The 13289-nt window shown below is 56.7% G+C and carries 15 protein-coding genes; 12 read left to right on the forward strand and 3 right to left on the reverse strand.

The features are described from left to right. Positions 1-4: 4 nt before the first annotated feature. A complete protein-coding gene (locus M987_RS02140; protein ID WP_014071799.1) occupies positions 5-1306 on the reverse strand; it encodes a CYTH domain-containing protein in 1302 nt (433 codons plus the stop codon). A 237-nt stretch (positions 1307-1543) separates the two neighbouring features. Here M987_RS02140 and M987_RS02145 point away from each other — a divergent pair, with 237 nt between their 5' ends. Together M987_RS02145 and M987_RS02150 are read left to right on the forward strand one after the other, a co-directional pair. Next, positions 1544-2164, forward strand: a complete 621-nt coding sequence (locus M987_RS02145; RefSeq protein ID WP_014071800.1) for a TIGR04211 family SH3 domain-containing protein — start codon at positions 1544-1546, stop codon at positions 2162-2164. A gap of 61 nt (positions 2165-2225) precedes the next feature. Next, entirely contained in the window at positions 2226-3467 is a 1242-nt protein-coding gene (locus M987_RS02150; RefSeq protein ID WP_014071801.1) for a multifunctional CCA addition/repair protein, read from the forward strand. A gap of 10 nt (positions 3468-3477) precedes the next feature. Here the strand turns inward: M987_RS02150 and bacA are convergent, their stop codons facing one another. Both bacA and folB read right to left on the reverse strand, forming a co-directional pair. After that, the gene (gene bacA / locus M987_RS02155) at positions 3478-4299 is read right to left on the reverse strand and encodes an undecaprenyl-diphosphate phosphatase (protein WP_014071802.1); all 822 of its coding nucleotides are present in this window, start codon (positions 4297-4299) and stop codon (positions 3478-3480) included. Positions 4300-4405: 106 nt separating this feature from the next. After that, on the reverse strand, positions 4406-4774 hold the full coding sequence (folB, locus tag M987_RS02160) for a bifunctional dihydroneopterin aldolase/7,8-dihydroneopterin epimerase (protein ID WP_014071803.1): 369 nt from the start codon (positions 4772-4774) through the stop codon (positions 4406-4408). Between the two features lie 107 nt (positions 4775-4881). Between folB and plsY the strand changes: the two genes are divergently transcribed. The 10 genes from plsY (at position 4882) to ureG (ending at position 13280) form a co-directional block, all read left to right on the forward strand. Next, complete coding sequence (plsY, locus tag M987_RS02165; RefSeq protein ID WP_014071804.1) at positions 4882-5496, forward strand: glycerol-3-phosphate 1-O-acyltransferase PlsY; 615 nt, start codon at positions 4882-4884, stop codon at positions 5494-5496. 143 nt (positions 5497-5639) lie between these two features. Then, positions 5640-7106 carry an MFS transporter gene (locus M987_RS02170; protein ID WP_014071805.1) on the forward strand — a complete coding sequence of 489 codons (1467 nt, stop codon included), beginning with the start codon at positions 5640-5642 and terminating at the stop codon, positions 7104-7106. Positions 7107-7794: 688 nt separating this feature from the next. Then, a complete protein-coding gene (locus M987_RS02175; RefSeq protein ID WP_014071806.1) occupies positions 7795-8622 on the forward strand; it encodes an urease accessory protein UreD in 828 nt (275 codons plus the stop codon). 10 nt (positions 8623-8632) lie between these two features. Next, positions 8633-8935, forward strand: coding sequence for an urease subunit gamma (locus tag M987_RS02180; protein WP_014071807.1), 303 nt, complete (start codon positions 8633-8635; stop codon positions 8933-8935). A 10-nt stretch (positions 8936-8945) separates the two neighbouring features. Next, positions 8946-9260 carry an urease subunit beta gene (locus M987_RS02185; RefSeq protein ID WP_014071808.1) on the forward strand — a complete coding sequence of 105 codons (315 nt, stop codon included), beginning with the start codon at positions 8946-8948 and terminating at the stop codon, positions 9258-9260. Beyond that, positions 9253-10956, forward strand: coding sequence for an urease subunit alpha (gene ureC / locus M987_RS02190; RefSeq protein ID WP_014071809.1), 1704 nt, complete (start codon positions 9253-9255; stop codon positions 10954-10956). Before M987_RS02185 ends, ureC begins: the two co-directional genes overlap by 8 nt. Positions 10957-10965: 9 nt before the next feature. After that, complete coding sequence (gene ureE / locus M987_RS02195) at positions 10966-11430, forward strand: urease accessory protein UreE (protein ID WP_014071810.1); 465 nt, start codon at positions 10966-10968, stop codon at positions 11428-11430. A 9-nt stretch (positions 11431-11439) separates the two neighbouring features. Next, entirely contained in the window at positions 11440-11979 is a 540-nt protein-coding gene (locus M987_RS02200; protein WP_014071811.1) for a HupE/UreJ family protein, read from the forward strand. Then, the gene (locus M987_RS02205; RefSeq protein ID WP_014071812.1) at positions 11979-12653 is read left to right on the forward strand and encodes an urease accessory protein UreF; all 675 of its coding nucleotides are present in this window, start codon (positions 11979-11981) and stop codon (positions 12651-12653) included. The genes M987_RS02200 and M987_RS02205 overlap by 1 nt, the downstream gene beginning before the upstream one ends. A 9-nt stretch (positions 12654-12662) precedes the next feature. Then, positions 12663-13280, forward strand: a complete 618-nt coding sequence (ureG, locus tag M987_RS02210; protein ID WP_014071813.1) for an urease accessory protein UreG — start codon at positions 12663-12665, stop codon at positions 13278-13280. Positions 13281-13289 lie beyond the last annotated feature (9 nt).

The raw sequence follows: 13289 nt of genomic DNA on the forward strand, positions 1-13289 counted from the left end.
AAAGTTAACGTTTTCCGCTGTGCAGCCAGAACGGATCCTGAGAAATGGCCTCGTTGCGGAAATGCTCTATTTCTATGTGTTGCCGGGTTTCGATAGCGTGCTTCAGCCCCTGCCAGTTATCCAGCCAGGCCTGCGCTTTGGCGTCATCGTACGCACCCGCCAGCAGCAAAATGCTGTCGATGTTGCGCGCCAGACGAGGAAGCTGATCGCCATACTGATCGCCCAGCGGGTACGCAAAGGTGGTTTTCAGTTCAGCGGCATGGCGGGAAAGATGGGTATCGGCAAAACGTTTGAACGATTCGGCGATTTTCGCCTGCGCTTTCGCGTCCAGGAACGAGCGCCAGCCGTGCGACACCAGGAACTCTGTCAGCGCCAGTTTGGCTGTTGCGGTTTGCGGGCTGTAGATGGCCGTCTGAGCCGACACATCCGAGAGCATCACCGCTTCGGTTTGCGTCAGTAAATCACGTAAGTGAGCGCTCGCTTTGCGAGGAACAATACCGCCAAAAAGCGCTAAGGTATGGCGCACAAGGCCAATCGCCGCCAGCACATGACCTTTTGCCCCTTTAACACCGCGTGACCACAGCTCTTCATGGTATTGCCATTGCGAAAGCGCCAGCTCCAGAGACGCTTCCAGCCCTTGCTCTACAGAGGCTTTCGGCGCTACGCGCAAAATAGTAGTCGGCTTCAGTGCGCGTGGCGCATTGCCGGCCGCCAGATGGTATCCGCGCGCAGCTTTGCTCAGGCTGCCCTGACGTAAACCGGACTGATTCACCAGTTTGCGCGCCAGCTTCAGCACGTCGTCGGCATCGCCTTCGAGTAGCTCAAGCTCCAGTTCGCAGATTGGCTCCTGGAATTCACCCGCTTTGACCTCACCCAAATCCAGAGCGATTTCGATACGACTTTTACCTTCGTTCACCAGCCATTTTTCGCGCCAGAAATCGGTGCTGAACAACGGTTGCACCTGCTGCGCGAGTGTTGACGGCAGTTCTCCTTCTGGCCAGACTTCGGCCGGGAAACGATCCAGTTCAAGTTCGGGCTTGCTGATGTCGATATTATATTCAGGACGCTGATGTAAACCGCCCACCACACGGCCGGCGATTTTCATCGTCATTTCGTAGCGCCCGCTGGCACCACGAATACGCAGCCCCATGTCATGACGGCGCAGCCAGTTGTCCGGCGTTTCGTAATAGATGTTGAGCAGTTGAACCGGTTCATGATGCTCGCCGGTCAGCTGATGCAGGTGCTGACGGAGTGCGTCAACGCTATCTTTTTCTACTATAAATTTTAATTCGATCTCTTGAGCCATAGCCTTGTACTTACGGTTGTGTCACAGCTGAATCAATTAAGGCGAACTTACTCGCCAGTTTCTTGTCAGTACATAGTATTTTGCGCCAAATTGCCACGCAATGAGCAATTTGACGGGCGTAAAAGTTTGAAGCAGTGGTTAACAGGACACAGATGATTCTGATTGATGATGAATCCTTTGCGTAGAGACACTGATGCCACTACTATCGTTCCACTTTTTATGAAAATAACGACTGATATGCTTAAATTACGCCTGATTGGACTCACTTTACTTGCTTTTAGCGCCGCGACAGCGGTACACGCTGAAGAGAAACGTTACGTTTCTGACGAACTGAACACCTGGGTACGCAGCGGCCCTGGGGATAATTATCGCCTCGTGGGCACAGTTAATGCCGGCGAGGAAGTGTCGCTTTTACAGACCAACACTGACACCAACTATGGTCAGGTTCGCGACAGCACCGGTCGTACTTCCTGGATCCCACTGAAAGAGCTGAGCAATGTGCCAAGCCTGCGCACCCGAGTGCCCGATCTGGAAAATCAGGTAAAAACCCTGACCGACAAGCTGAACAATATTGACGGCACCTGGAACCAGCGCACCGCAGAAATGCAGCAGAAAGTGGCGCAGAGCGACAGCGTGATAAGCGGTCTGAAGGACGAAAACCAGAAGCTGAAAAACGAGCTGATTGTCGCGCAGAAGAAAGTCAATGCCGCCAATCTCCAGCTCGATGACAAACAACGCACCATTATCATGCAGTGGTTTATGTATGGCGGCGGCGTACTGGGCGTCGGTCTGGTGCTGGGTCTGGTTCTGCCACTCCTTATCCCTAGCCGTAAGCGTAAAGACCGCTGGATGAATTAATTCGTCTTCGATGCCAGACTTACGTACTATCTTGCGAAAAGAGAAAACGGGAGTGTTGGGCGTGAAGAGTTATCTGGTCGGTGGTGCGGTTCGTGATGCGTTGTTAGGTCTGCCGGTCAAAGATAAAGACTGGGTGGTGGTCGGCGCCACGCCAGAAGAGATGCTCAGCGCGGGCTACCAGCAGGTAGGCCGCGATTTTCCTGTTTTTCTGCATCCACAAAGCCGCGAAGAGTACGCCCTGGCGCGCACGGAACGAAAATCGGGTTCTGGTTATACCGGCTTTACCTGCTATGCCGCGCCGGATGTGACCCTGGAGCAAGATTTACTGCGCCGCGATCTCACGATTAATGCCCTGGCGCAGGACGACCAGGGCAACATCATTGACGCCTACGGCGGCCAGGACGATCTGCGTAACCGCATTCTGCGCCACGTCTCCCCTGCCTTTTCCGAAGATCCGCTGCGCGTGCTGCGCGTGGCGCGTTTTGCTGCCCGTTACGCTCATCTCAGCTTCCGTATCGCAGATGAGACGATGGCGCTGATGACCGCCATGACGGATGCGGGTGAACTTGAACACCTCACGCCAGAGCGCGTCTGGAAAGAGACGGAAAACGCCCTGACGACCCGCAACCCGCAGGTCTTTTTCCAGGTGCTGCGTGATTGCGGCGCGCTGAAAGTGCTCTTCCCGGAAGTGGATAATCTGTTTGGCGTCCCGGCTCCGGCAAAATGGCATCCGGAAATTGACACCGGCGTTCACACGCTGATGACGCTGAGTATGGCTGCGATGCTGAGCCCGGAAGTGGACGTGCGTTTTTCCACACTGTGCCACGATCTGGGTAAGGGGTTAACGCCAAAAGAGTTCTGGCCGCGCCACCACGGGCACGGTCCGGCAGGCGTGAAGCTGGTTGAAGGAATTTGCCAGCGCCTGCGCGTGCCTAACGATATCCGTGACCTGGCAAAACTGGTGGCAGAGTTCCATGACCTGATCCACACCTTCCCGATCCTGAAACCGGCCACCATCGTGAAGCTGTTCGATAACATCGACGCCTGGCGCAAACCGCAGCGCGTGGAGCAAATCGCCTTAACCAGCGAAGCCGACGTGCGCGGGCGCACCGGGTTTGAAGCCTGTGATTACCCGCAGGGGCGTTTGCTGCGTGAAGCGTGGGATGTCGCCAGAGCCGTGCCGACAAAAGATGTCGTCGACGCCGGATTCAAAGGCCCGGACATTCGTGAAGAGCTGACAAAGCGCCGGATTGACGCGGTAACCGCGTGGAAGGAACAACGTTGCCCTCAGCCCAAAGACTGAGGACAACGGGTCAGAAGAAGACCACGTAGACGGCAGCCGCCACGATAAAGCGGTAGATAGCGAACGGAATAAACGAAATACGCTTAATCAGTTGCAGGAAGGTTTTGATCGCAATCAGCGCCACGATAAAGGCCGTGATAAAGCCCACCGCGAACATCGGAATATCACCTGCGGTCAGGAAGTGGTAGCTCTTATAGACGTCTAGCACGGTCGCGCCCATCATCATCGGTACCGCCAGCAGGAACGAAAACTCCGATGCCGCATAGCGGCTAACGCCCATCAGCATCCCACCGGAAATGGTCGCTCCAGAACGGGAAAAGCCCGGCCACAGCGCCAGACACTGGAAGCAACCGATCATAAACGCCTGGCGATAGGTCATATCGTCCAGACCTTCTGCGCGTGGCGTTTTCGGCTTCAGCACTTCTGCTGCAATTAACAGGAAGCCGCCGACCACCAGCGCGTACATCACATTAATAGGGTTGAAGAGCGATTTGATCGTGTCGTGGAATACCAGTCCCAGAATCACCGCCGGGACCATACCCAAGAGGATATGGATAAGCGTCAGACGGCCTTTGCCCACACCTTCATGCTCCGGCGGGCGGCCGAAGTGAATACCAATCAAACCAAACAGACGACGCCAGAACATCACGACCACGGCCAGAATGGAGCCGAGCTGAATCACCACTTCGAACGTCTTGGCGGTATCGCCTTCAAAGCCCAGCAGATGGCCAACGATAATCATGTGACCGGTACTGGAAACCGGCAAAAACTCCGTCAATCCTTCGACCACACCCAGTATTGCCGCCACCAGCAGCGAGTGTATATCGCTCATCTATAAACCCCTAAAAAGATATAAAAAAACGGTTCACCCATCAGGCAACCGTGAAAGTTACAGCGTTAAGACCGATATAACAGAAAAAGGTTTAGCAATTATGACGTTAATGACGTCCTTTCAGATTATGGCCACGCTCAATAATAACGCCAACATTTGTCGCGCGAGCGACCGCACCAGGCTTACTCAGTTTGATGCGCACCCAGGGAGAGTTGAATTTGTTCAGCAGCAGCTCCGCCACCTCTTCCGCCACGCGTTCTACCAGCGCAAAACGTTGCCCTTCAACGTGGCTAATGACCGTTTCACTGATATCGGCATAGCTGAGGCAGTCATTGACGTCATCACTTTTTGCCGACTTGCGGTTATCCCAGCCCATTTCGATATCGAACACCAGTTTCTGCTCAATGGTCTGTTCCCAGTCGTAAACACCAATAGTGGTGATTACCGAAAGTTGCTCTATAAATACAATATCCATCACGACCTGCCTGCTTTTTGGCTAAACCGGATACCACTTCCGGCGAATTATGCGTATTATCCACAGATGTTGAGAATACAGATACATTTTCAAAACGGAACAGCGTTATGAGTGCAATCGCGCCTGGAATGATCCTCCTCGCCTACCTTTGCGGCTCAATCTCCAGCGCCATTCTGGTCTGCCGAATCGCCGGGTTACCTGACCCTCGCGTAAGTGGTTCCGGGAACCCCGGGGCGACCAATGTACTACGAATTGGCGGCAAGGGAGCAGCCGTAGCGGTTTTGGTTTTTGATGTACTGAAAGGAATGCTACCCGTCTGGGGCGCGTATGCTCTGGGCATCACCCCGTTTTGGCTTGGCCTTATCGCCATCGCCGCCTGTGTTGGTCATATCTGGCCCGTATTCTTCGGCTTTAAAGGTGGCAAAGGCGTCGCAACCGCCTTTGGTGCTATTGCGCCCATCGGCTGGGATTTAACCGGCGTCATGGCCGGTACCTGGCTGCTGACGATTTTACTGAGCGGCTATTCATCGCTGGGTGCCATTGTCAGCGCACTGATCGCGCCATTCTATGTCTGGTGGTTCAAGCCGCAATTTACCTTCCCGGTATCGATGCTCTCGTGCCTGATCCTGTTGCGTCATCACGATAATATTCAGCGTCTGTGGCGACGTCAGGAAACAAAAATCTGGACAAAACTGAAGCGGAAAAAGAAAGAACCTGAGTAATCGTCCTGCCCGGCATCACTTCACTTGCACGGGCCTACAGCGACATTGTCCCCTTCAGGTTATGTCTTATAACCAAATGTGATTTAGGTCACCTTCTGCCTGTGGTAACTGTTAGAGACACAACACAACCACACAAAAAGAAAATGGCAGAAATCACAGAAACAACTCCCCTTTCCACGGCAGGAAACGCCCCTGATGGCGACATCAAGTGGGTGCGTAACGCATCAGACGTTTCACGCCTGGTCAACGACGGCTCTCAGGGCCGGGCCAATGCCCGTATCGTCATCGGTATCGCGCTGGGCGGTATTTTCCTCGATGCCTACGATCTCGGCGCGCTGGCGTTCGGTATCAAAGACATTACCCGCGAATTCAATCTCACCCCTGCGGGCACCGGAATGGTGGCGTCGGCCATTACCTTCGGTGCCATTGTCGGGGCACTTCTCGGCGGTTATCTCACCGACAAAATCGGGCGCTATCGCGTCTTTATGGCCGACATGGTGTTCTTTGTGGTCGCGGCCATCGCCTGTGCGCTGGCGCCAAACGAATATGTACTGGCAGGCGCACGCTTTGTGATGGGTCTAGGCGTGGGGATTGACCTCCCTGTGGCGATGGCGTTCCTGAGCGAGTTCGCCAGACTGAAAGGGCCTGGGAATAAGGCCTCCAGCGTCGCCATGTGGTGTCCGACCTGGTATGCCGCCATCAGTATCTCTTACCTGCTGGTGCTCTTTTTCTACGCCGTACTGCCGGAAAGCCACAGCGACTGGTTGTGGCGTTTGATTCTCGGCTTTGGCGCAGTACCGGCGCTGGTCATTATCGCAATCCGCAGCCGCTATATGAGCGAGTCTCCGGTCTGGGCGGCGAACCAGGGGAACCTGAAAGAGGCGGCGTCTATTTTACGCCAGTCGTATAACATTAACGCCCACGTTCCGCAGGATGCGCTCGACCAGCCCGCTCCGGTGGTCAACAAGGCGAAATGGTCAAACTATCTGAACCTGTTCCGCGGTATCTATTTACGACGCACCACGCTCGCCACGCTGCTGTCGGTGGTTTCCTCGTTCGCCTATAACGCGGTCGCCTTTGGTCTGCCGGTGATTATTTCCAGCTTCTTTGTGCAGTCTATGCTGACCACTATTTTGATTTCGCTGGCGCTTAATCTGCTGTTTGCATTCGTTGGCGGGCTGCTGGCCGTGCGCTATGTCCCACGCTTCGGCGCATGGCGGATGTCGCTTGCGGGTTATGCCTGCCAGCTTGTCGCCCTGCTCGGCCTGGCGCTGATTGGCCGCCCTGAGGGCGCAGCAGAAGGTATTGCCGCCGTTGCGATGCTGGCGCTGTTCCTGTTTGGTCAGGGCTTTGGACCGGGTGCACATACCATGACGTTTGCTTCCCTGAGCTACCCGACCTCGCTGCGCGGCGTAGGCGTAGGCCTTAACCAGACGCTGATGCGCAGCAGTTCAACGCTGTCTCTTTTCCTGTTCCCGCTGCTGGTCGCCTCTCTGGATACCGCGGTGTTCTGGGTGATTGCCCTGGCGCCGTTTATCGGGCTGGCCTCACTGCTGGCAATCCGCTGGGAACCGTCCGGGTATGATGTGGATGCGGAGGATTATCGGTAGTTTCTGGAATGAAGCTCTGAGGTTTATTCCGTTCACCTTAAGTGCAGCAGAAAATTGATTTTTTGCAGCCTGTGAACGGGAAAAGGGGGCCACCGCGGCCCCCTTTTCAATCCCCGCGGCCCCGCAACAAAATCGGTGCTTCGCACTTCGCTCACCTTCCGACCCTCTGCCTGCGGTCGTCTCAACTCGACATCCTGTCTCGATTCGCCTCTGGCCGCCATCCATGGCGTCCAGACCTTGTCATCCGGTCTCCGGTTCGCCGATTTTAGCGGGGACTCAACACCCGTGCCCCTTTCCGGCCGCAGTGCAGGTTGAGGTGATGCCAGTCCGGCAGAAAATCGCCGAGGCGTTTCACCGTAGCCGGGGCGACGCGCAGGGATGCGCGGAGAGGGCGTGACCTGCATGGATGCAGGATCTCGCCCGACCCGAAAGCGAAGGGGAAAAAGCCGAGGGAACCGCGAAGCGGCGATTTTCATGGCCGGGAGCCGGGATTGTTAAGGGGGCGGCGATAGCCCCCTTAACACGTTCACCGCAGCGGGCTAAGCAGGTAGTGAAGAAGCTATGGTGAACGGAACAATTCCACCCATCTTCCAGAGCAAAAAATAATCCATAAGCGACTCATATGACAGCCTTCATTTCCGCCAGGGCATACTGAAACGTAACCCGATGGTGAGCAGATGGATGCAGCATGTTAGCAACTCAGGTCACTGATAACTCTTACAAAGGCTGGCAGGCATCGCTTGCGCTGCAATTTTGTCACACCCCTGAGAAAACCCTCCTGCACTCCGCTCATCATGTCGGGCCGCTCACCGTTCAGCGGCCATTTTATCCCGAAGGTGAAACCTGCCATCTCTATCTGCTGCACCCGCCTGGCGGGATTGTCGGCGGCGATTCGCTCAATATCGTCGTGCGGCTGGACGCCAAAAGCCACACGCTTATCACCATGCCCGGCGCCAGTAAGTTCTATCGCAGTAGCGGCCCACAGGCTTACCTGAACCAGCACTTTTACCTTGATGATAATGCAACGCTGGAGTGGCTACCGCAGGACACCATTATCTTCCCCGGCGCGAATGCCACATTGCGATCCGTCTTTCACCTGCGGGCATCCAGCACCCTGCTGGCCTGGGAGCTGTACTGTCTGGGCCGCCCGGTCATCAACGAAACTTTTAGCCACGGCACGCTTGAGAGCCGCCTTGAGGTGTGGGTCGACGACGAGCCACGCCTGATTGAGCGCCAGCATCTCAGCAATGGCGACCTGACGCCCGTCGCCGGGCATCCGTGGATCGGCACGTTACTGTTTTATCCCGCCAGCGAAAATAATCTTGAAACGGTACGCAAACGGCTCGCGCCGCTGGACAATTTTGCCGGCGCCACCCTCACCGACGGCCTGCTGTCGGTGCGTTTTCTTTCACATGACAACCTGATTTGCCAGCGGGTAATGCGCGATATCTGGCAGTCGCTTCGCCCGCTTTTAACCCCCAAAACCGCCTGTTCGCCGCGTATCTGGCAGACATAAGAGAAACGTTATGGAACTGACCCCCAGAGAAAAAGACAAGCTGTTGTTGTTCACCGCCGCGCTGGTTGCCGAACGCCGCCTTGCACGCGGGGTGAAGCTCAATTACCCGGAATCCGTCGCGCTGATCAGCGCCTTTATTATGGAAGGCGCACGCGATGGCGAAACCGTGGCCTCACTGATGGAAGCAGGCCGCCATGTCCTGACGCGCGCGCAGGTGATGGAAGGTGTACCGGAGATGATCCCCGATATTCAGGTGGAGGCCACCTTCCCGGACGGATCCAAGCTCGTCACCGTTCATAACCCGATCGTGTAAGGAGCTACTGATGATCCCAGGCGAATATCAGGTTAAACCCGGCAGCATCACCCTTAATGTCGGGCGTAAAACAGTGAGTGTGATCGTTGAAAACCACGGCGACAGGCCGATCCAGGTGGGATCGCATTACCATTTTTATGAGGTAAACCCGGCGCTGAAATTCGATCGTGAAACCGCGAAAGGCTATCGGCTCAATATCCCGGCTGGCACTGCGGTGCGCTTTGAACCCGGCCAGAAGCGCGAGGTCACGCTGGTACGGGTGGCGGGCGCACAGCGCATTTTCGGTTTTCGCGGCGACGTGATGGGAGAGGTGAAACATGGCTGAGATTTCACGCCAGGCTTACGCCGATATGTTCGGCCCCACCACGGGCGACAAGGTGCGGCTGGCAGATACCGAACTGTGGATCGAAGTAGAAGACGATCTCACGACCTACGGTGAAGAGGTCAAATTCGGCGGAGGGAAAGTGATCCGCGATGGCATGGGTCAGGGGCAAATGACCTCGCAGGATTGCGTGGATCTGGTGCTCACCAACGCGTTGATTGTCGATCACTGGGGGATCGTGAAAGCTGATATCGGCGTCAAAAACGGCAGGATCTTTGCCGTGGGGAAAGCCGGAAATCCGGATATCCAGCCCGACGTGACGATCCCGATTGGCGCCGCAACGGAAGTGATCGCCGCCGAAGGGAAGATCGTCACTGCCGGTGGAATCGACACCCATATTCACTGGATCTGCCCGCAGCAGGCAGAAGAGGCGTTGGTCTCCGGTGTGACGACCATGATCGGCGGCGGAACAGGACCCGCGGCAGGCACCAACGCCACCACCTGTACGCCAGGGCCGTGGTATATCGCCCGTATGTTGCAGGCCGCCGATACACTTCCCGTCAATATCGGTTTACTGGGTAAGGGAAATGGTTCGAACCCTGACGCCCTGCGCGAGCAAATCGTCGCCGGAGCCATCGGCCTGAAAATTCATGAAGACTGGGGCGCAACGCCTGCTGCCATTAACTGCTCGCTGACGGTAGCCGACGAGATGGATATTCAGGTGGCGCTGCACAGCGATACGCTGAACGAATCCGGGTTTGTTGAAGACACGCTGGCGGCGATTGCCGGACGCACCATCCACACCTTCCATACAGAGGGCGCGGGCGGTGGACACGCGCCGGATATCATCACCGCCTGCGCGCACCCGAATATTTTACCCTCTTCCACCAACCCGACGCTGCCCTACACGGTCAACACCATCGATGAGCATCTCGACATGCTGATGGTCTGCCACCATCTCGATCCGGATATCGCCGAGGATGTGGCGTTTGCTGAGTCCCGCATTCGCCGGGAAACCATTGCCGCTGAAGACGTGCTGCACGATATCGGTGCCTTCTCACTGACTTCATCCGATTCTCAGGCCATGGGCCGCGTGGGTGAAGTGATTGTCCGTACCTGGCAGGTGGCTCACCGCATGAAGGTGCAACGCGGTGCCCTGCCGGAAGAAAGTGGCGATAACGATAACTTTCGCGTCAAACGCTTTATCGCCAAATACACCATTAACCCGGCATTGACTCACGGTATTGCGCATGAAGTGGGTTCCATTGAGGCGGGCAAACTGGCTGACCTGGTGGTCTGGTCACCGGCCTTCTTTGGCGTAAAACCGGCCACCATCGTCAAAGGCGGGATGATCGCCTGCGCGCCGATGGGCGACATCAATGCCTCGATCCCCACGCCACAGCCCGTGCACTATCGCCCGATGTTTGGCTCTCTGGGTGCCGCAAGACATGCAACCCGGCTGACATTTATCTCCCAGGCCGCCGCATCCGGCAACCTTGCCGGGCAACTCAACCTGCAAAGCGCCACCGCCGTGGTGAAAGGCTGCCGCAGCGTGAAAAAGGCCGACATGATCCACAACGGCCTGCAACCGAATATCACTGTTGACGCGCAGACGTATGAAGTGCGTGTTGACGGCGAACTGATCACCAGCGAACCGGCTGACGTTTTGCCAATGGCACAACGCTATTTCCTGTTTTGAGGAGCGACAATGATCTACTTAACCCAACGCCTCGACCACGCGCACCGCGTCACCGCCAGCGTCACGCTGCCGATTGATGTGCGGGTGAAAAGCCGCGCCCGAGTGGCGCTAAACGACGGTCGCGAAGCCGGACTGATGCTACCCCGCGGCTTACTGCTGCGCGGCGGCGACCTGCTGGCCAGTGAAGACGGCAGCGAAGTGATTGAAGTGATCGCCGCGCCAGAATCCGTGTCAGTGGTGCGCTGCGCCGATCCGTTCCTGCTGGCCCGCGCCTGTTATCACCTGGGCAACCGCCATGTTCCGCTGCAAATCATGCCTGGCGAATTGCGCTATCACCACGATCACGTCCTCGACGATATGTTGCGTCAGTTCGGGCTGGAAGTGGCCTATGCCAGCCTCCCCTTTGAACCGGAAGCAGGCGCTTACACCAGCGATGCCCACGGGCATAGCCACTCGCACGCTCACTCACATTAAGGATTAATCATGCGTAAGTATTTACCTCTGTTACTGCTGGCGTTTTCCCTTCCGGCGCTGGCTCATCCAGGCCACGGCGCCGACAGTTTTCAGGCGGGATTTCTCCATCCGCTGACCGGGCTTGATCATCTGCTGATGCTGACAGGCGCAGGTGTGCTGTCGGCACTGAGCGGGCGCAAGCTACTGCTGCCTTTTGCCACCCTCGGGATGATGCTGACCGGCGCAATTGCAGGCAGCCTGCTCGGCGGCTTTAGCGGGATGGAGATGCTGATTATCGCCTCGCTGGCGGTATGCGGCGTGATGATGTTTAAAACGGAAAATCGCCTGCTGCTGGCAGTACCAGCACTGGCAATGTTCCACGGCTGGGCGCACGGCGTGGAAATGGCTGGCCATAACTTCTGGCTCTTCACCAGCGGGTTTATGTTCGCCAGCGCCACAGTGCTGTGCGCGAGCTTTGCGGCGGGATTACTGCTGCGCCGCCACGACGGCCTGCGTAAAACCTTCGGCGGTGGGCTGATTGTTTCGGCCCTGCTGGCGCTGATGAGCTAATGGAGCACTCCCGCCAATGGCTGCGCCTGATGCAGCTTTCCAGCAGTAGCCTGCCGGTCGGGTCATTTACCTGGTCGCAGGGGCTGGAATGGGCTGTTGAGGCCGGATGGATTACCAGTGCCGATGCATTCAAACGCTGGCAAATTCAGCTGATGGAACAGAGTTTTTTCTGCGTCGACCTGCCGCTGTTTATCCGCCTGTATCAGGCCTGTGAGCAGCAGGAACTGGCCGCCGTCAAACACTGGACGGCGTACCTGCTCGCCTGCCGGGAAACGCGTGAGCTGCGCGAAGAAGAGCGCAATCGCGGCGCGGCCTTTACGCGGTTGATTAAAAGCTGGGAGCCGGACTGCCCGGCAGACTGGCTGGCGTTACTTGCACAAAGCCAGCTCTGCGGTATGGCATGGCTGGGCGTGCGCTGGGGAATTGGCGCACGCGAGCTGGCCCTGAGCCTGGGCTATAGCTGGATTGAGAGCGCCGTGATGGCGGGCGTTAAGCTCGTCCCGTTCGGGCAACAGGCCGCACAACAGCTGATTATCGGGCTGAGTGATCATTTTGCGAATGGGCTGGATGCAGCATTTTTACGGGGTGATGAGGCGCTGGGGGCGGCTACGCCACTTTCCGCCATCGCCTCTGCACGACACGAAACACAATATTCACGGTTATTCCGTTCCTGAGGATGCAACATGGCTGATTACAAACATCCCCTGCGCGTTGGCGTGGGCGGCCCGGTGGGTTCGGGCAAAACCGCACTGCTGGAAGCGCTCTGCAAGGCAATGCGCGACACGTATCATCTGGCGGTGGTCACCAATGATATCTACACCAAAGAGGATCAGCGCATCCTGACCGAAGCGGGCGCGCTGGAGCCAGAGCGCATCGTGGGTGTGGAAACCGGCGGGTGTCCGCATACTGCCATTCGTGAAGATGCGTCGATGAATCTCGCGGCCGTAGAGGCATTAAGCGAGAAATTCGGCAACCTTGATCTGATCTTTGTCGAAAGCGGCGGTGACAATCTGAGCGCCACCTTTAGCCCGGAGCTGGCGGATCTGACCATCTATGTGATCGACGTTGCCGAAGGCGAGAAGATCCCGCGCAAAGGCGGGCCAGGGATCACGAAATCCGATTTCCTGGTGATCAATAAAACCGATCTCGCGCCGTACGTTGGCGCCTCGCTGGAGGTCATGGAACGTGACACCAACCGGATGCGCGGCGAACGTCCGTGGACCTTTACCAATCTTAAAGCGGGTGACGGTTTAGCAACAATTATTGCGTTTCTGGAAGAGAAAGGAATGTTGCGGGTGTAGTGCGGTTTA

Source organism: Enterobacter soli ATCC BAA-2102, assembly GCF_001654845.1.
GTDB classification, from domain to species: Bacteria; Pseudomonadota; Gammaproteobacteria; order Enterobacterales; family Enterobacteriaceae; genus Enterobacter; species Enterobacter soli.